Origin of the sequence: Pseudoclavibacter sp. VKM Ac-2867 (genome assembly GCF_015351275.1) — a bacterium.
GTDB lineage: Bacteria > Actinomycetota > Actinomycetes > Actinomycetales > Microbacteriaceae > Pseudoclavibacter.
Map to the genome: position 1 here is coordinate 24,161 of NZ_JADKSL010000007.1, position 17,688 is coordinate 41,848.

General features: G+C 69.0%; 19 protein-coding genes. 12 read left to right on the forward strand and 7 right to left on the reverse strand.

Annotation, left to right across the window (positions count from 1 at the left end; genetic code table 11):
• Nucleotides 1-39: 39 nt before the first annotated feature.
• Nucleotides 40-792 carry an IclR family transcriptional regulator gene (locus tag ITJ67_RS08430; protein ID WP_194677331.1) on the reverse strand — a complete coding sequence of 251 codons (753 nt, stop codon included), beginning with the start codon at nucleotides 790-792 and terminating at the stop codon, nucleotides 40-42.
• A gap of 165 nt (nucleotides 793-957) precedes the next feature.
• Between ITJ67_RS08430 and ITJ67_RS08435 the strand changes: the two genes are divergently transcribed.
• From ITJ67_RS08435 to ITJ67_RS08465, 7 genes are all read left to right on the forward strand, one after another.
• Nucleotides 958-2,313: an NAD(P)-binding domain-containing protein gene (locus tag ITJ67_RS08435; RefSeq protein WP_194677332.1), complete on the forward strand. Its 1,356-nt coding sequence runs from the start codon at nucleotides 958-960 to the stop codon at nucleotides 2,311-2,313.
• Nucleotides 2,314-2,400: 87 nt separating this feature from the next.
• The gene (locus ITJ67_RS08440; RefSeq protein WP_194677333.1) at nucleotides 2,401-3,750 is read left to right on the forward strand and encodes a TRAP transporter large permease subunit; all 1,350 of its coding nucleotides are present in this window, start codon (nucleotides 2,401-2,403) and stop codon (nucleotides 3,748-3,750) included.
• A 12-nt stretch (nucleotides 3,751-3,762) separates the two neighbouring features.
• A complete protein-coding gene (locus ITJ67_RS08445) occupies nucleotides 3,763-4,026 on the forward strand; it encodes a hypothetical protein (RefSeq protein WP_194677334.1) in 264 nt (87 codons plus the stop codon).
• A gap of 79 nt (nucleotides 4,027-4,105) precedes the next feature.
• Nucleotides 4,106-5,176 (forward strand): DUF4870 domain-containing protein, encoded by a 1,071-nt coding sequence (locus tag ITJ67_RS08450; protein ID WP_194677335.1) that lies wholly within the window; start codon nucleotides 4,106-4,108, stop codon nucleotides 5,174-5,176.
• A 212-nt stretch (nucleotides 5,177-5,388) separates the two neighbouring features.
• On the forward strand, nucleotides 5,389-6,174 hold the full coding sequence (locus ITJ67_RS08455) for a FadR/GntR family transcriptional regulator (RefSeq protein WP_228502523.1): 786 nt from the start codon (nucleotides 5,389-5,391) through the stop codon (nucleotides 6,172-6,174).
• Between the two features lie 60 nt (nucleotides 6,175-6,234).
• Entirely contained in the window at nucleotides 6,235-6,738 is a 504-nt protein-coding gene (locus ITJ67_RS08460; RefSeq protein WP_160071388.1) for a DUF5956 family protein, read from the forward strand.
• Nucleotides 6,739-6,827: 89 nt separating this feature from the next.
• Nucleotides 6,828-7,523, forward strand: coding sequence for a cache domain-containing protein (locus tag ITJ67_RS08465; protein ID WP_160071387.1), 696 nt, complete (start codon nucleotides 6,828-6,830; stop codon nucleotides 7,521-7,523).
• A gap of 48 nt (nucleotides 7,524-7,571) precedes the next feature.
• Here ITJ67_RS08465 and ITJ67_RS08470 read toward each other — a convergent pair whose 3' ends face one another.
• On the reverse strand, nucleotides 7,572-7,760 hold the full coding sequence (locus ITJ67_RS08470) for a hypothetical protein (protein WP_194677337.1): 189 nt from the start codon (nucleotides 7,758-7,760) through the stop codon (nucleotides 7,572-7,574).
• A gap of 122 nt (nucleotides 7,761-7,882) precedes the next feature.
• On the opposite strand from ITJ67_RS08470, the gene ITJ67_RS08475 reads away from it, so the two are divergent.
• A complete protein-coding gene (locus ITJ67_RS08475) occupies nucleotides 7,883-8,323 on the forward strand; it encodes a bleomycin resistance protein (protein ID WP_160071385.1) in 441 nt (146 codons plus the stop codon).
• Here ITJ67_RS08475 and ITJ67_RS08480 read toward each other — a convergent pair.
• The 4 genes from ITJ67_RS08480 to ITJ67_RS08495 all read right to left on the reverse strand — a co-directional run bounded on the left by ITJ67_RS08480 (nucleotide 8,320) and on the right by ITJ67_RS08495 (nucleotide 11,143).
• Nucleotides 8,320-8,703, reverse strand: coding sequence for a hypothetical protein (locus ITJ67_RS08480; RefSeq protein ID WP_160071384.1), 384 nt, complete (start codon nucleotides 8,701-8,703; stop codon nucleotides 8,320-8,322). The two genes, ITJ67_RS08475 and ITJ67_RS08480, sit on opposite strands and share 4 nt — an antisense overlap.
• A 175-nt stretch (nucleotides 8,704-8,878) precedes the next feature.
• Nucleotides 8,879-9,136: a hypothetical protein gene (locus ITJ67_RS08485; RefSeq protein WP_160071383.1), complete on the reverse strand. Its 258-nt coding sequence runs from the start codon at nucleotides 9,134-9,136 to the stop codon at nucleotides 8,879-8,881.
• Between the two features lie 99 nt (nucleotides 9,137-9,235).
• Nucleotides 9,236-10,036, reverse strand: coding sequence for a 3-oxoacyl-ACP reductase FabG (gene fabG, locus ITJ67_RS08490; RefSeq protein WP_228502499.1), 801 nt, complete (start codon nucleotides 10,034-10,036; stop codon nucleotides 9,236-9,238).
• 138 nt (nucleotides 10,037-10,174) lie between these two features.
• Nucleotides 10,175-11,143: an aldo/keto reductase gene (locus ITJ67_RS08495; RefSeq protein ID WP_194677338.1), complete on the reverse strand. Its 969-nt coding sequence runs from the start codon at nucleotides 11,141-11,143 to the stop codon at nucleotides 10,175-10,177.
• Nucleotides 11,144-12,190: 1,047 nt separating this feature from the next.
• On the opposite strand from ITJ67_RS08495, the gene glnT reads away from it, so the two are divergent.
• From glnT to ITJ67_RS08515, 4 genes are read left to right on the forward strand one after another with little or no spacing between them, the layout of a single operon-like run.
• On the forward strand, nucleotides 12,191-13,648 hold the full coding sequence (gene glnT, locus ITJ67_RS08500; RefSeq protein ID WP_228502501.1) for a type III glutamate--ammonia ligase: 1,458 nt from the start codon (nucleotides 12,191-12,193) through the stop codon (nucleotides 13,646-13,648).
• 51 nt (nucleotides 13,649-13,699) lie between these two features.
• On the forward strand, nucleotides 13,700-14,608 hold the full coding sequence (locus ITJ67_RS08505) for a glutamine amidotransferase (protein ID WP_194677339.1): 909 nt from the start codon (nucleotides 13,700-13,702) through the stop codon (nucleotides 14,606-14,608).
• A complete protein-coding gene (locus ITJ67_RS08510) occupies nucleotides 14,596-15,378 on the forward strand; it encodes a protein glxC (protein ID WP_323741427.1) in 783 nt (260 codons plus the stop codon). The genes ITJ67_RS08505 and ITJ67_RS08510 overlap by 13 nt, the downstream gene beginning before the upstream one ends.
• Nucleotides 15,379-15,399: 21 nt before the next feature.
• Nucleotides 15,400-16,770, forward strand: coding sequence for an FMN-binding glutamate synthase family protein (locus tag ITJ67_RS08515; RefSeq protein WP_228502502.1), 1,371 nt, complete (start codon nucleotides 15,400-15,402; stop codon nucleotides 16,768-16,770).
• Nucleotides 16,771-16,873: 103 nt separating this feature from the next.
• Here the strand turns inward: ITJ67_RS08515 and ITJ67_RS08520 are convergent, their stop codons facing one another.
• Nucleotides 16,874-17,416: an AAA family ATPase gene (locus tag ITJ67_RS08520; protein ID WP_194677340.1), complete on the reverse strand. Its 543-nt coding sequence runs from the start codon at nucleotides 17,414-17,416 to the stop codon at nucleotides 16,874-16,876.
• Nucleotides 17,417-17,688: the final 272 nt, after the last annotated feature.

Genomic DNA, 17,688 nt, shown 5'->3' on the forward strand with positions numbered 1-17,688 from the left:
GTCACGCCGGGCGAGAGCTGGCGTTGGGAGCCTGATCCGTCAGAGCTGCTCGCCGATGACGCGGGCCGCCTGGATGACGCGGGACCTGAATCTCGCGAGCCCGTCGTCGCTGATCGTCTCTTCCGTCGTCACGAGATTCACGACGCCGATGACGGCGCCGCGCGAGTCCGTGATGGCCGCCGTCAGGCTCACCGTTCCCGGGTAGCGCTCCGAATGGCTCTCGTAGGTGCCCGTCGCCGCGGTTTCGGCGAGCTCCGCTCGAAGCGAGTCCGCGGTCTGCTGCCGTCCGCTGGCGAGTGCGAGCCCCGAGTAGTCCTTCAGGAACTCGTCGAGCTCTTCCGGTGCGACGGCTGCGAGCAGCACCTTGCCGCCACCGACGTCGAGGTCGAGGCGCTGCCCGATCGGGAACCGGTAGCGGAGCGACTCGGGTGGCTCGACGCGCGCGACGAGGATGCGGGACCAGCCCGAGCGCACGTAGACCGACGACGTGAATCCGGTTGTCTCGGTGAGGTTCTGCAGCACCGGATGCGAGACGGAGGCGAGCCGGTCCTGGAGCATGAACGCGTGCGCGTGCGCGAGGACGACGGGGCCGAGCGTGTACCCGGCTTCGGTCGAGTTGAGGTACCCGCGCCGCGCGAGGGTCGTGGTGATGCGCTGCGTCGTCGTGATGTGCAGGCCGGTGGCCTTGGAGATCTGCGTCAGCTTCAGTGGCGTCCGTGATGCCTCGACGCACTCGATGACATCGAGCGCTCGTTCGAGCGTCCGGCCTTGATTGACGCGCTCAACGCTCACTCAGTTTTCCCCTCAGTGCCAGGTGATTCCTCAACGTACCACCGGGTGCAACGAGACCCCACTTGGCTCCGTCCCTGGCCGTGAACGTGGACGCCTGCTATCGTTACGCGAAATCAACTTGCGCAGAGTGATAGAAACCTCTGCCTGATGACAACGGAGTCGTTCATGAGAATCGCTGTCCTTGGCCTCGGTGAAGCCGGAAGCATGTACGCGAAGGCGTTCGTCGAAGCCTCCTGGGAGGTCGTCGGCTTCGACCCCAGGAGCGTCGAGATCCCCGGAATGACCAGCGCAACCTCGATCGCCGAGGCGGTTGCCGGCGCCGACGCGGTGCTCGGCCTCACTACGGCCGCCCACGCCGCAGGGGCCGCGCGAGACGCGGCACCGCACCTCGAGCCGACCACGATGTTCCTCGACCTCAACGCCGGATCCCCGCAGCTGAAGCAGGCAGTCGCCGACGAGATCGGCGAACGCGCCAGGGTCGTCGACGGGGCCGTGATCGGCTCGGTGAAGAAGTTCGGCGCGCAGGTGCGCGTCATCCTCTCTGGCCCCGACGCGGAGTCGGCCGCCGATGTGCTGCGCTCCATCGGCGCGACAGCAGACGTCGTCAGCGACACCATCGGTGACGCATCCGGCCGCAAGCTCCTGCGCAGCGTCTACATGAAGGGACTCGGCGCGCTCATCAGCGAGGCCATGTCCGCCGGCCGTGCTGCCGGCGAAGAAGCGTGGATGCGCGCCCAGATCGTCGAGACCCTGGTCGACGGAGACGCCGCCGTCACGCGTCTCGACGAGGGCACGCGTATCCACGCCGATCGGCGCAGCCACGAGCTCGGCGACAGCCTGGAGCTGCTGAGCGCGCTTCCGGGGAGCTGGCCCGTCACCGAAGGCGCCAGGCGCCGACATGTCGACCTCGCCTTCGAAGCGAAGCCCGACTTCGCGGCTGAACTCGAGTCGGTGCCGACGGCGGCGCTCGGCGATGGCGGAGACCGGCTCGGATTCGCGCACTCGAGCATCAAGCCCATCTGGCCCTCCGGCCCGATCGCCGGACGCGCGCGCACCGTGCTCGTCAACCCCGGCGACAACAGGGCCCTGCACGAAGCGCTCAAGGTGGTCCAGCCGGGCGAGGTGCTTGTCATCGCGGGTGGCGGCTACGCCGAGCGTGCGCTGCTCGGCGAGCTCATCGCGGAGCGCGCGGTCAGCGCGTGCGTGCGCGGCATCATCGTCGACGGCGCCGTGCGCGACGTCTCGGCCATCGCCGAGATCGGCCTGCCCGTCTGGGCCGTCGCAGTCTCCCCGGCCGGCCCCTACAAGTCCGGCCCCGGGCGGGTCGGCGAGACCATCTCACTCGGAGGCGCCATCTGCTCGACGGGCGACTACGTCGTCGCCGACGAGGACGGCGTGCTTGTCCTGCCGCTCGACCGGGCGGCTGCCGCCCTCAGAGCAGGCCGGGCGGTGCTCGCCGACGAGGCGGGCCGCCGTGTCGAGATCCTGCGCCAGCGCGCCGAAGCGAATCCCAGCGCCTGACCCGGCGCACCAGACCATAGACAGCAAAGGAGCTGCCATGAGCATCACCGACCAGGGGCACCCGCCCCGCCGACGCAGGGGAGGGTCATGCCTGTCGCACTGATCGCCCTCGTCGCCTTCATCGCGACGATCGTCACCTGGAACGTCGTCGTCAAGCGGAACATGGCGGAAGCCATGATCCTCGGCTTCCTCGTCACCCTCGCCTTCGCCGGGTTCAACGCCCCCGAGTACGCCGTGACCGCCGTCGTCGAGGCATCCGAGAACCAGGTCCTCTACGCCGCCGTCGCGTTCGTCTTCATGACGCACTTCGTCGAGCGCACCGGCGTCATCGACCGCCTCATCGCCATCCTCTCCTCCCTCTTCGGCAAGCTGCCAGGCGGCCCCGCGATCGTCGACACACTCGCGTCCGGTGCCATGGGAGCCGTCGCGGGTGGCTCCAACACGGGGAACGCGGCCTCCTCCGGATCGATCACCGGTCCGTGGATGGTGCGCACGGGATGGAAGCGCTCACGCGCCGCGACCGTCATCGCCGGCAACGCGGGCCTCGGCACCGCGCTTCCCCCGAGCGCGTCCATGGTCATCATGATTGGCTTCGCTGGCACGCTCGTGACGACCAGCGAGGTCTACCTGGCGCTGCTCGTCGCCGGCATCTACCAGTTCGTGTTCCGGATGGGCCTCATCGGCTGGTTCGTGAAGCGCGACAAGATCACGGCAGCCTCGGGACCCGAACTCCTCCCGTGGCAGACCGCGATGAAGCGCGGCGGATCGTCGACCCTCATCTTCCTTGGCGCGATCATCCCGATCGCCATCTCGGTCGGGCCCCTCGCCGATGTGCTCAAAGCGTCGCCGGTGCTCTCCGAAGCCATGGGATCGATCTCGCTCATCGTGTGGATCCCCGTCCTCATCATGTTCTTCGCCGCGCTCGTCGCCTGGAAGGACCTGCCGCGCTCGCCGCGCGGATGGTGGGAGCTCATCACGAGCGGGGCGCCGAAGTTCTACACGATCGTCGCGCTGCTCTTCTTCGCCGTCGTCGCGAGCGAGGTGCTCGCCGAGCTCGGCCTCGCGGAGGACGTCGACAATCTGCTGAGCGGCGTCGACATCCCGCTGTGGCTGCTCGTGACGTTCATCGGGCTGCTGATCGTGCTGGTCGCGGGTCCGCTGTCGTCGACGGCAACCCTCACCGCCGTCGGTCAGGTGTCGCTGTTCACGCTCATCGCCGCGGGCATCGACCCGCTGCTCGCCGTCATTGCGATCCTCGTGTTCGCCTCGACGGAGGGCGCCTCCCCGCCCGCCTCAGGCGCCATCTTCGTCGCGAGCGGCCTCACGGGAGCCAAACCGGAGTCCACGTTCGTGCCGCTCATCATCTACTACGTCGTGCCGTTCTTCGCGCTCGGCGTCCTGATCGCGCTCGGGATCGTCCCGGTCCCCGGCGGATAGGAGTCTGAAATCATGCGCACCTCACTGCACCGCATCCTGCATCCGCTCTTCGGCATCGCGATGATCGTCTTCCTGCTGCTGGCGTTCATGCTCGTCTTCGCCCAGGTCATCGGGCTGATCTTCGCGCAGCCCTGGCTCATCGAAGGAGCCTCCGAGACGCTCCTCCATCCGGCCATCATCTCGGCCATCGTCGTCGGCCTCATCGGCTACGCCCTCTTCAACTGCCTCCCGAAGGTGGAGAAGAAGGCCGAGCTGGAGGACGAGGACGAGGACTGACCGGGTCGATCTCGACGCCCGCACACCGGATCGCCGCGCGCGATCTCGGCGTGCGGGCGTCTCCCGTTAGGCTCGCGTGATGGCGAACCGCAGCTATCTCTACGTTGTCGACGAGGTTCCGGGGCAGGGGGCTCCGCTCACGCGTGTCTCCGGCCTGTCGGAGTGGAACTGGGATGTGCCGCTCCTGCACGAGCTGCTCGTCTCGGGGTCTGGGCGACTGGTGCCGTCGACGATCTGGGATGCGCCTGCCGCAGCGATCCTCGGCGACTACGACCAGGGCGTCGCCAACCTCGAGCGCCTCTTCGCTCGGCTCCCGCAGGACCAGGAGACGCAGCGGCAGATCGCCGAGGCGCGCAGCGTGCTGGGCGACCCCGCGAACCGTGGACGCTACCTGCTGCTCGAGGTCGCGGAGATCCACGTGCTGAGCGCCACGGACGACGAGAACCCGCACCCCGAGATGCTCCGCGAGGCACAAGGGATGGTCCGCGACACCGAGCAGCACGTGGATGCGCTGATCGGTGCAGCGCTCGAGCTGCCGCCGGAGAAGCTGCCGGAGCTGACGGGCTCCGGAGCGTGGGCGAGCAGCCTCTACTTCGAGCCGTCCGGCGAGCAGCAGCCGCCCGTCCAGGCCGCGCCGAACGCCCCCGCGACGATTCCGCCATCCCACAGCGGCCCGCCGACGAGCCCGAACGCACCGCAGTTCGGTCCACCCACCGGGGCGGCGGCTTCGCCGGTCTTCCTGGCGCGGCCGCTGGCCAACGGCGCGACGCAGTGGAGCCTCGGGCTGATCGCGGTCATCCCGTTCCCGTTCGTGACCGCCATCACGGCAGGCATCGTGATGATCGCTGCTGGCCGGTCGCGCGCGCCCGCCACGGAGGCAGGCGAGCGAAACCGCACCAACGCCGCCAACTGGGGGCTCACCTACCTGCTCTCCTCGATCATCCTCATCGCCCTGCACATCGCGTTCCTCTTCGTCCTCGACGACACCTACTCGGGATCGTTCTTCCCCATCGGCATCCCCATCACGCTCTGGTTCGCCGTCTCGGTGACGCACATCGTGTTCTCGATCGTGGGCAGCGTGAAGGCCTCGCGTGGAGTGGTGTTCGCCCCCATCGCGCTGCCGTTCTTCGGCCCGCGCCTGCGGGGCTGACACCCCAGCGCGTCTGCGACCAACTTGCGTGATCGATCGCCGCATCCGGAGCCCGGCGGCGGCCGGTCTCGTGTCTCATCCCGGAAGCTAGCCATTGGGCAGGGAGCGGTGACGCAGAGTGGTGCGGTCAAGATGGTGATGAGGATCTCGTCGAACTTCAAGCTCGTGTCCTAGCTGCACAGGGGCGGATGGGCCACAATGGCGAGGTGCCAATGCCCCCGCGGACAGACCCAGAAGCCGGGGTGCCGTCGCGCCTGCGCAACGCGGTGTTTCGGTCCGTCGCGGACCAGGGCAAGGCCGCGCTCGTCGAGCGTCGCCTGAGCGTCGCCATCAACCGCGGCGTTCTGCAGGCCGGGGAGCGGCTGCCCCCGGAGAGCGAGCTCGCCAAGTCGCTCGGGGTCTCGCCCGTCACCGTCCGCGAAGCGCTGGTCCTCCTGCGGCAACGCGGCCTCGTCACGACGAAACGAGGACGCGGGGGCGGCAGCTTCGTCACCGCAGGCGCCGATCCCGCCTCACACGCCGCCGACGAGCTCGCATCCATCTCCCGCACGGCGCTGCGCGACCTCGTCGCGCACTACTTCGCCGTCACTGGGGGCTGCCTCGAGCTCGCAGCCCACAGGGCTGCGCCGAGCGAGGTGGAGGCTATCCGCGCCAGGCTCACGACGTTCAGCGACGCCGCGATATCCGGGCGGCAGGCTCAGCCGACGCCCGCGCAGTGGCGGCACGTCGCCGACGACATCGTTGTCGAACTGTGCGCACTCGGGCAGTCGGTGCGCCTCACCAAGGAGCAGATGCGCGTCCAGTCCGAGCTCTCGCCGCTGCTCGGGCTGCTCGCTGTGGACGACGCAGAGCGTGAGTCGCAGCGAAGCGAGATACTTGGACTCGTCGATGACGTCGCTCGGGGGGACGCGGCCGGCGCGCGCGAGACTCTGCGCGCGACTGTGAGCGACATCGTCGAACGGCTTGAGGCAAAGCGCAGGTCGCTGCTCGAGCGGTAGGCGCGCCGGCGCCGCGACGGTGCCGGGTGCTGGGGACCAATATGGCTGGGGGGCCAACGCATGCCGATCAACGACAACGAGGTGAGGATCGTCGCGCTCGCGGGGCTGCCGAACTGGTCCTGGGGTGACTTCACGCAGCACCCGATGCAGACCACCAACCTCATGAGGCTTGAGCCGAACGGGTGGCTGGCGCTCATCGCCTACCTCGCCGGCCCCAGCTGGGTGCATCAGGAGCCGGCGCGATATGACCCCGTCGTCGAGACGTGCGGTGGTGGGCAGCGCGTCGGCGGGCCAGTCGACGGAGCCTTCTCAAGTGAGGAGGACATCAGCGAGATCCACGACGACATGGTCCAGTACCTCGCAGACGCTGGGGTTCCGGCGCCGCCACGGGCGGTGCAGTGGATGCTGTGCCTCCCCGAGGGGGTCACCGAACGAGACCTACAAGGGGCGTGCCTCCGCGCCGCGCAGGACGTCGCGCCCGAAGACCATCGAAGGAATGCGCTCGAGGTGCACGCGGCGCTGCGGGTGCTGTTGAACGGGCGCATGTCACCGCTCGCCTGGTGACCGCCGAACGGCCCGTCGCTGATCCACCCCTGTGCAAGTGGCCCTCCGCTGTGTAACATCGGCCATCACCGAAGCAGAGGAGCCGCCCCATGACGACCGACGCCACTGCAGTGCGACGCGGCCCAGCTGCGCTCCTCGACGACTACTTCCGCTCGACGCTCGACGTGCTCGAGACGCTCAGCCGCGACCTCGGAGCCGTGCTCGGCGACCTCGAGTCGCGTGGCGAACTCAGCGACCGTCGCCTCGACGAGCTGGTCGAGCCGCTCGCGCTCGCGGTCTTCACCCGCACCTGGCCGGCCGCGTTCGGGGCCGGATTCGTCGCATCCCTCGACCTTCGCGGCCCGTCACGCGGTCACCTGTCCTGGTGGCAGGGCCCGATGCGCTCGCAGCTGCGGCTCGCGGCGCAGACGCCCAGCCGAGAGCACATCGACTACAGCGGATTCGAATGGTTCCGCGTGCCCCACGAGACCGGCGAAGGTCATGTCGCGGGCCCGCACGTCGACTACCTGTGCAGCGACGAGTACACGCTCACCGTCAGCATGCCCGTCTGGAACGGCCGGCGATTCCTCGGCGTCGTCGCCATGGACCTCCTCGTCGACGACGTCGAACGAGAGCTGCTCCCGGCGCTGCGTGAGTTCGGCGACGTGAGCGTCGTGAACGCAGCCCAGCGCGTGCTCGCATCCACCGAATCGCGGCTCGCGCCGGGAGACTCGGTGCGTGACCTCGATGGCTACGGAAGCAGCCACTGCGAGATCGCCGGGCTCCGCGTGCTCACCCGGGTGTAGGCCTCGACGCGCGGGACCTCGGGGAACGTCGAAGTCCCGAGTCCGGGTTCAGTCGATCTCGTCGATCTCAGGCGGAGCTGGCGTCCGCAGCTGCTGCGGTGCATCCGGGGTGCGCAGGTACTTGCGGAGAGCCTTGATGGCGAGGATCAGCGCCCAGATGGTGAGGACGAGGATCGCAAGGATGACCGCGAAGTAGGCGACCATCACGACGGTGTGCATTGGGTTGAATCCGAGCATCGATCGACCGTACGTCGCGAGACTGGGCGTCGGGTCAGTGGAAACGAGCGGCGGATGCGGGTCACGACGTAGCTCTGCGACTTGACGGGAGCATGACTGCATCGACGTGCGACGATGCGGAGATGACTGCTGTCGCCGCATCAGAAGATCTGCCCGACCTCGTTCCCGAGCTGCTCGTCGCCGACGTCCGAAGCAGCCTTGCGTTCTGGGTCGATGGATGCGGTTTCGCTGTGAAGTATGACCGGCCCGAGGAGGGGTTCGCGTATCTGACTCGTGGCAGCGCTCATCTCATGCTCGAACAGCGCGGCGTCGGCCGGAACTGGGTAACCGGGCCGCTCGAGCGGCCGCTCGGGAGGGGCATCAACTTCCAGATCTCCGTGGCCGACGCTGACGAGGTCGCGGCGGCCCTCCTCGCGACCGGGCGGGAGCTCTTCATGCAGCCAGAGACGAAGTGGTACCGGGTGGGTGGGGACGAAGTCGGGGTCCGCCAATTCCTTGTGACGGACCCCGACGGGTACTTGATCCGCTTCCAGGCGAGCCTGGGGCGGAGAGCTGCCAGCTAGCCCGTGACGGCTGGCGTCTGGCGGTTGCGGCGGGCGGCGATGAACGAGCGCACGCCGGCCGTGATGAGGGCGACGAGCAGGACCAGCATGATGGTGCTGCTGATGATCGCGCCGGGCCGCTCGGCGGTGCCGGCGAAGAGGTCTCCCAGCTGGGCGACGTTCATGAGCGACCCGAGCGCGCCGAGGAGCGCAATGGCGAGCGCGCCGTGGATGGCGTGCTTGCGGAGCTTCGGGTTGCGGGCGATGAGGCCGGCGATGACGAGCAGGAGGCCGACGGCGGCCGGGATGAGGGCCGTGAGGCTGCCGGTGTCGCTGACGAAGTAGGCGATCGCGCCCGTCACGACGAGGGCGGCACCGATGAGGATGGTGAGGAGAGGCATGCGGGATGGGATCCAATCTCGCGGTAGGCCAGCAGCGTCCTCGGCGGACCGCTTCGCGCGGGCTCAGCCCTGGCGCGCGACGGCCGGCGACGGAAGAGTCGCTGGTCGTTGGTGTCTGGTGGCCCCAACTTTACCAGCTGGTCGGTTCCGGTCTCCGGTCGCTCGGCGCGACGGTTCAGCTGCGGGTTGCGCCCTCGATGGCGTTGCGCCCGGCCTCGCGCGTCGCGAAGGCGCCGAGGAAGGTGCCCTGCCCGTCGTGCGCGCGGAACTCTCCTTGCACGAGCTCCACGAACCCGGCGAAGTCGTCGCCGGAGGCCGTCTCCCTCATCGCGACCCAGAGTCCGTTCGCGGGTGAGAGCCAGCGGAGCTGTCGAGGGGCGGAATCGACGACCGTACGGGTCGTGGACTCGCGGTGGATCTCGAGCAGGCTCATGGGGTTCCTCGGTTCAAGAGTGGATGATCGGATAGTTAGGTTAGCTAGCTAATCCTGAGAGTAGCCATGGGGTTCGCTGGATGAGGTGCTGCTCGGGTGTCAGCCCAGCGCATCCGGGGATTCGGGGAGTGTCTGTCCGCCGTCGACGACGATCGTCTGACCGGTGATGTACCCCGCCTCGCGGCTCGCGAGGAACGCCGCGGCGTAGCCGATCTCCTCGGCTCGGCCCAGTCTGCGCAGCGGGACGGCTGAGGTCATCGACGCGAGGTAGTCCTCGCCCATCTCGTCGAGCCCAGCAGATTCGACGTTGCCCGGCAGGACCGCGTTCACGGTGATGGCGTGCTTCGCGAGCTCGATCGCGGCGGTGCGCATGAAGCCCAGCTGCGCGGCCTTGGAAGCCCCGTAGTGCGACCAGCCCGGGTAGCCGGTCGTCGGGCCGGTAATGGATGAGGTCAGCACGACACGACCGCGGCCTGATTCCCGCAGGGCGGGCAGGCAGGCCTGCACGGCGTAGATGGTTCCCTTCACGTTCGTGTCGAGCACCTCGTCGAGCTGCGCCGGCGTCATCGTCGCGAGGTCCGCCTGCGGGAAGATCCCCGCGTTGGCGCAGAGCACGTCGATGCCGCCGAACACCGCCGCGGTCGACGCCGCAAGCGCGCGGCACGACTCGGGATCGGTGACGTCGACCGTGAACCCCGAGATCCGGGCCCGAGTGTCTGCGCCGGCGACGAGCGAGAGTGCGGCGACGGCCGTATCCACCCCCGCCTGCGAGCGACCAGCGACAGCGACCCGCGCGCCCGCCTGTGCGAACACGCTGGCGATGCCGAAGCCGATGCCCTTCGTGCCGCCGGTGACGACGACGCGAGTGTCGGAGAGGTCGAACAGGGGAGCAACTGGCATGGTGCGCCTTTCGAGAATGCGGTGGATGCGCCCATTCCATCGCCCCGGAAGGGCGCGATGCCCCTCCGGAAACCTGCCTGCGACCGCTCTTAACGCAGTGTTTACGCCCGCCGCTCGATCACCGCCAGAAGCGTCGGGTCACCACCAGAATGGAGGCTGGGTGACGTACGGTGCCTCGAGTCGCGCGACCTCGTCCTCGGTGAGCGTCAGCTCGAGGGCCGCGACGGCGTCATCGAGGTGCTTCGCCTTGGTCGCCCCGACGATGGGCGCTGCGACCGTCGGGTTGCGCAGCACCCACGACAGTGCGACTCGTGCCATCGGGACCTCGCGCTCGGCCGCGATCTGCTCCACGACGTCGATGATGGGGCCGTCGGCATCAGCGTCGAACGCCTTCGCGACCGAGTCGAGCTCGGCGCGTGCCGTCGATTCGCCGCGCGGCCGGGTCAGGCGCCCTTTGCCGTTCGGCGAGTACGGGACGAGACCGACGCCCATGTCGGCGCACATGGGGATCATCTCCCGCTCCTCCTCGCGCTTCAGCAGGTTGTACTGGTCCTGCATGGCGACGAACGGGGTCCATCCGCCTACCGCCGCGGCCTGCTGCAGCTTCGCGAACTGCCACGCGTACATCGACGATGCGCCGAGATAGCGCACCTTGCCTGAGCGCACGAGGTCGTCAAGCGCCTGCATGGTCTCCTCGACGGGGGTGCTGTCGTCGAAGCGGTGGATGTAGAGCACGTCGATGTGGTCGGTGCCGAGTCGCTCGAGGGACGCGTTCGCCTGCTCGAGGATCGCGGTGCGGGACAGGCCGGAGCCGCCGGGGCCGTCGTGCATCTTGCCGGAGAGCTTCGTCGCGAGCACGATCTCCTCCCGGCGGCTGAAGCGACGCATCGCGCGCCCGATGATCTCCTCGCTTGTGCCCTGCTGGTACACGTTTGCCGTGTCCCAGAAGGTGGTGCCGAGCTCGACCGCCTGGCGGAGCAGCGGTGCCGCCGCGTCGTCGTCGAGGGTCCAGCTGTGCAGGCCGCGCTTCGGGTCGCCGAAGCTCATGCAGCCGAGTGCGAGGCGGCTGACGCGGAGGCCGGTGCGGCCGAGGTTCGTGTACTCCATGCCAGGAGCGTATGGCGCACCACCGACACCAGGGAGGCCCTGGCAGTGCCCCCTGCGCCGCGTCCCGCCCTGCCCCGCCCTGCCCCGTCCTGCCCCGTCCTGCCCCGTCCCGTCCCGTCCTGCCCCGCCCAGTCGGCTGCAGACCTGGGGCTAGGGCACCAGAAGGTGGCAGCTGAGGTGCGCAGGCGCGAGGTCTGCGGATGCGGTTTTGCCAGACCTGGGGGTTGTGCATGCCTTTCGGCGCACAGGGGTGCGCAGGCGCGAGGTCTGCGGGTGTGGTTTTGCCAGACCTGGGGGTAGGGCACCAGAAGGCGCCAGCTGAGGTGCGTGGGCGCGAGGTCTGCGGGTGTGGTTTTGCCAGACCTGGGGCTGGGGCACCAGGAGGCGCCAGTTGAGGTGCGTGGGCGCGAGGTCTGCGGATGGGGCTTCGTCAGGCCTGGGGTAGGGCACCAGAAGGCGCCAGCTTAGGTGCGTGGGCGCAAGGTCTGCGGATGCGGCTTCGCTAGACCTGGGGTTGTGCACGCCTTTTCGGGGCGCAGGGGTGCGCAGGCGCGAGGTCTGCGGATGGGGCTTCGTCAGACCTGGGGGTTGTGCACGCCTTTCGGCGCACAGCGGTGCGCAGGCGCGAGGTCTGCGGGTGTGGTTTTGCCAGACCTGGGGCTGGGGCACCAGGAGGCGCCAGGTGAGGTGCGCAAGTGCGAGGTCTGCGGGTGTGGTCTGCGGGTGCGGGTTTGCCAGACCTGGGGGTAGGGCACCAGAAGGCGCCAGCTGAGGTGCGCAAGTGCGAGGTCTGCGGATGCGGTTTTGCCAGACCTGGGGGTTGTGCACGCCTTTCGGCGCGCGGGGGTGCGTAGGCGCGAGGTCTGCGGATGGGGCTTCGTCAGACCTGGGGGTTGTGCATGCCTGTCGGTGTGCGGGGGTGCGCAAGTGCGAGGTCTGCGGGTGCGGATGCGGACGGGGCCCTCACCCCGCTTCCCGTAACCCAGTGTTTACAGGGGCGAACGCTGTGGAAACATCCGTCTGTCTACTATTGGCGAACAAGGTTTCATGTCAGGTAACATCAACATCATGCGGGAGACGACCATGACACAACTAGCCCCCAAGCTGGTCGAAGGAGAGCTCGCGGCAGACGACCGCATCACGCTCCGCGACCTCGCCCAGGCGCACGGCGTGCAGTTCATCCTCGCCACGTTCGTCGACCTCAACGGCAAGCCGTGCGCGAAGCTCGTGCCGACCTCTGCCGCCGACGAGCTCGAGGCAGGCGCCCTCGGTTTCGCGGGCTTCGCCGCCGGCCTCATCGGCCAGGAGCAGCACGACCCCGACCTCATCGCGATCCCCGACCTCGACTCGTTCACCCCGCTGCCGTTCGTCCGCGAGGGCCTCGCGCTCGTGCACTGCGACCCGCACGTCAACGGGAAGCCGTGGCCGTACGCGCCCCGCAACATCCTGAAGCGCGCCATCGCCGAGCTCGCCACGCGCGGCATGACGGCCAAGGTCGGCGCCGAGGTCGAGTACTTCCTCGTCGACCGCGCCGAGGACGGCACCCTCGCCCCCGCTGACAAGCGCGACAACGGCCCTCGCCCCTGCTATGACGCCCGCGGCGTGACACGCATGTACGACCACCTCTCCTCTGTCTCGACCGCCATCAACTCGCTCGGCTGGGGCAACTACGCCAACGACCACGAAGACGGGGCCGGCCAGTTCGAGCAGAACTTCGACTACGCCGACGCGCTCACGACCGCCGACCGCGTCATCACGCTCCGCTACATCCTCAACGTGCTCGCCGAAGAGCGCGGCATGACGGCGACGTTCATGCCGAAGCCCTTCACGAACCGAACCGGCACTGGCCTGCACCTCCACCTGTCGCTGTGGAGCGAGCAGGACGAGCCGCTCTTCCCGGCGAACCCGGGCGCGGGCGGCACCGCCGCATCCACCGATGACGCCGCGAGCGAGCCGGCAGCGGATGCGCGGGGCCTCGGCCTCTCGCCCGTCGCGTACGGCTTCGTGGCCGGGCTCCTCGAGCACGCGCCCGCGCTGCAGGCGTTCCTCGCTCCCTCGGTGAACTCCTACAAGCGGATCGGCACAGCCACATCCAGCTCGGGCGCGACCTGGTCGCCGCGGAAGGCGTCGTACGGCGGCAACGACCGCACGCACATGGTGCGGGTTCCGGACAACAAGCGCGTCGAGCTCCGCTCGGGGGACGGCGCAGCAAACCCCTACCTGGCGGTCGCGACCTCGATCATGGCCGGCCTCGACGGCATCGACAACAGCATCGACCCAGGCAACCCCTCGGGCCCAGGCCAGGCGCCCGAAGGTGCGGCCGTACTGCCCGCGACGCTCCTCCACGCCGTCGAAGCGCTGCGCCGCGACCCCGTGATCCTCGCCAGCCTCAGCGGCGACGAGGCCACCGGCCGCTACTTCGCCGACGCGAAGGAGACCGAGTTCCTCACCTGGCACGCGCAGGTCAGTGACTGGGAGCTCGACACCTACCTCACCGCCTTCTGACCCGCCCGCATCCAGAGACCAGACAAGACCACCCCCGAAAGGACCACGCCCGTGTGTGGAATCGCCGCGCTGCAGTTGCGCAACCCCCAGCTCAGGCCGCAGATGGGCGACCTGCTCCAGACCATGCTCTGCGAGATGGTCGACCGCGGACCCGACTCCGCGGGCCTCGCCGTGTACGACAACCCCGACCTCACGGGCAGCGCCGCGTCGACGCTCAGCCTCCTCGGCGGCACGCAGCTGCTCACCGTGGAAGAGCTCACCGCCGAACTCGAGCGCACCCTCCCCGCCGGGGCGGCGCCGAAGGTATCCGTCGTCGGCGACACGACGCTCGTGAGCGGCGAGCTGTCGACGAGCATCCTCGCGGATGCGGTCAGCGCGGCCCTCCCGACCGCCACGATCATCGGCCGCGGCGGCCACCTCGCCGTCATGAAGAGCGTCGGCAATCCCATGGACGTCGCCTCCAACCACGGCCTCGAATCCATGTCAGGGAGTCAGGGCGTCTCGCACACCCGCATGGCCACCGAATCGGCCGTGACAGCGGGCGGCACGCACCCCTTCGCTGTCGCCGACGACCTCTGCCTGGTGCACAACGGATCCTTCTCGAACCACGCCTCCATCCGTCGCGAACTGAAGCGCGCGGGCGTGCAGTTCGACTCCGAGAACGACACCGAGGTCGGCGCGCGCTACATCGCCTCCCGCCTCGAGCAGGGCGACACCCTCGAGGAGGCGCTCATCAACCTCGGCGACGTGTTCGACGGCTTCTACACGCTTGTCGTGACGACCGCCGACAGCATGGCCATCGTGCGCGACCCCATCGCCTGCAAGCCCGCCATCGTGGCCGTCACCGACGACTACGTGGCCATGGCCTCCGAGTACCGCGCCCTTGCGCAGCTCCCCGGCATCGAATCCGCCGACATCTTCGAACCAGTCCCCGGAAAGGTCTACACGTGGTCACTCTAGACAGCACCCAGTACGCGGCAGCCTCAGCGCCCGCAGCGGCAGCTCCTCGCGCGGCTCCCTCGACGGCCACCTCGTCGTCGTCCGCGACGGCTGCGGCCACCCCCACCACGATCGACCTCGCCGGCCAGGACGTGCGAGTCGTGAACGCAGCCGTCCAGGCAGCGGAAGACGGAACCAGGTGGAGCATCCAGCACCCCGCCGGCAAGCACAACGTGGCCGTCGGCATCAGCTCGGCCATCGACGTCACGATCGACGGGCACGTCGGCTACTACGCCGCCGGAATGCACCAGCGGGGCGCCGTCACCATCAACGGCAACGCCGGAGTCGGGCTCGCCGAGAACATCATGAGCGGCAGCGTGCACGTCACAGGGGACGCCTCCCAGTCGGCTGCTGCGACCGGCCACGGCGGCCTCGTCGTCATCGACGGCAACGCCGGAGCCCGCTGCGGCATCTCCATGAAGGGCGTCGACATCGTCGTAGGGGGCAGCATCGGGCATATGTCGGCGTTCATGGCGCAGGCCGGTCGCCTTGTCGTGTGCGGCGACGCCGGGGAAGCGCTCGGCGACTCCATCTACGAGACCCGCATCTACGTGCAGGGCACCGTCGAATCGCTCGGCGCCGACTGCATCGAGAAGCCCATGCGCGAGGAGCACCTCGCCGAGCTCTCCGAGCTGCTCGTCGCAGCCGGCCGCGACGACGACCCGGCCGAGTTCAAGCGCTACGGCTCGGCCCGCAAGCTCTACCACTTCAACGTCGACAACGCCTACTAGGCCGAGCAGGAAGCGCCACTCATGACTCTCATCGACCAGCCCACGTCTACCGTCGGCGCACCGCAGTCACCCGCTCGCCTCGCCGAGCTCGGCCTCCGCGAGTCCGCGACGTTCGACCGCGCGACGATCTCCGACATCCAGCGCGCCGCACGCACGGGCATCTACGACATCCGCGGGTGGGGTGCGAAGCGGCAGCTGCCGCACTTCGACGACCTGCTGTTCCTCGGCGCATCCATGTCGCGCTACCCGCTCGAGGGGTACCGCGAGCGCTGCGGCACCGACGTCGTTCTCGGCGACCGCTTCGCCTCGAAGCCCCTGCACCTCGACATCCCCGTCACGATCGCCGGAATGAGCTTCGGCGCCCTCTCCGCGAACGCCAAGGAGGCCCTCGGGCGCGGGGCGTCCGAGGTCGGCACCTCCACGACGACCGGCGATGGCGGCATGACACCGGAGGAGCGTGGCGAGTCGAAGCACCTCGTCTACCAGTACCTGCCTTCGCGGTACGGCATGAACCCCGACGATCTGCGCAAGGCGGATGCGATCGAGATCGTCCTCGGCCAGGGCGCGAAGCCGGGCGGTGGCGGCATGCTGCTCGGGCAGAAGATCACCGAGCGCGTCGCCGGGATGCGGACCCTGCCCATCGGCATCGACCAGCGATCCGCGAGCCGCCACCCCGACTGGACGGGCCCGGACGACCTGACGATCAAGATCGCCGAGCTTCGCGAGATCACCGGCTGGGAGAAGCCGATCTACGTGAAGATCGGGGCATCCCGCCCCTACTACGACACGGCGCTCGCGGTGAAGGCCGGTGCTGACGTCGTGGTGCTCGACGGCATGCAGGGAGGCACGGCGGCGACGCAGCAGGTGTTCATCGAGAACGTCGGCATCCCGACGCTCGCCGCGATCCCGCAGGCCGTGGCGGCGCTCCAGGAACTCGGCATGCACCGCAAGGTGCAGCTCATCGTGTCCGGCGGCATCCGCACGGGAGCCGACGTCGCGAAGGCGATGGCGCTCGGCGCCGATGCGGTCGCGATCGGCACGGCCGCGCTCATCGCGCTCGGCGACAACGACCCCCGCTACCAGCAGGAGTACGCCGACATCGGCTCGGCCGCCGGCTTCTATGACGACTTCCAGGACGGGCGCGACCCGGCCGGCATCTCGACGCAGGACCCGGAGCTCGCCTCCCGCCTCAACGCCGTCGAGGGAGGGCGGCGCCTCGCGAACTACCTGCGTGTGCTGACCATGGAGGCGCAGACCATCGCCCGTGCGTGCGGCAAGTCGCACATCCGCAACCTCGAGCCGGAGGACCTCGTCGCGCTGACCGTCGAATCGGCCGCGATGGCGAACGTGCCGCTCGCGGGCACGAGCTGGATCCCCGGCAAGCAGTACTAGGGCGAGGGGCCGGCCCTCGTCGCAGCCTGGCCGACTTCCGTGACGAGACCCCTGCATCCGGGCTTTGAAAGTCAGGATGCGGGGGCTTCGTCACGGAAGCTGGTCAGCGTTCGAGGCAGACCGCCTCGAGCTGAGCGAGGCGTTCGGCTCGGTCACCCGTGAGCTCCACGACGCGTGGGCTGCTGAGCTCCGGCTCGGCGGCGAGGTCCAGGAGCGCGTCGTTCATGGCATCCCGGAGTTCGAGGTCCTCGTCATCGCTCACCGAGATCTGGTCGCGGTAGGCGAGGGGGAGTAGGACCAGGAGATCCACCCGCTCGGCCGTGTGCCGAGTGAGCGCTGCACCGTGTCGGATCGCCGCGCGCGACCGCCCGGGCCTGCCGAGCGCCTCGAGCGCGTGAAGGTAGGCGAGGAAATCGAGCGGCCCGCGCTCCGCGATGACGTCAGTGCCTGCTGGCAGCTCGGCCAGGCGGTGGGCGGCGATGTCGAGCTGGCGGCTGAACAGGTCAGCGTCGAGGTCATCGAAGCGGTCGTCGAGGAGCTCCTCGAACGGATCGTGGAGGACACGGTATTGCGGATGCGAGGCCACGAAGTCGCCGATGAGCGTGCTCTTGCCGCTTGCGTGGGTTCCCGACACGACGATCCGCATGGCAGGCGAGCCTAGGTGGTGCGCGGCTTCACCGCCACGGGGTGGGCCCGGAGCTCGCGCTCGGCTGACCGACATCAGTGCGAAAACAGCGCGTTGTCGCTGTCCAGGGGCGAATCGGCGCGAAATCGCACTCATGTTGGTCAGGGGGCGTGTTGCTCTGTTCGGATGGCGGGTTTCGTCGCGGAAGTCGGCCGGCGTCTGATCAACCCGCCCTGCCCCCGTATCGTGGTCGGCGGTGGAGCTTCGGGCCTGACGGACTGGTTCGGCTCCGC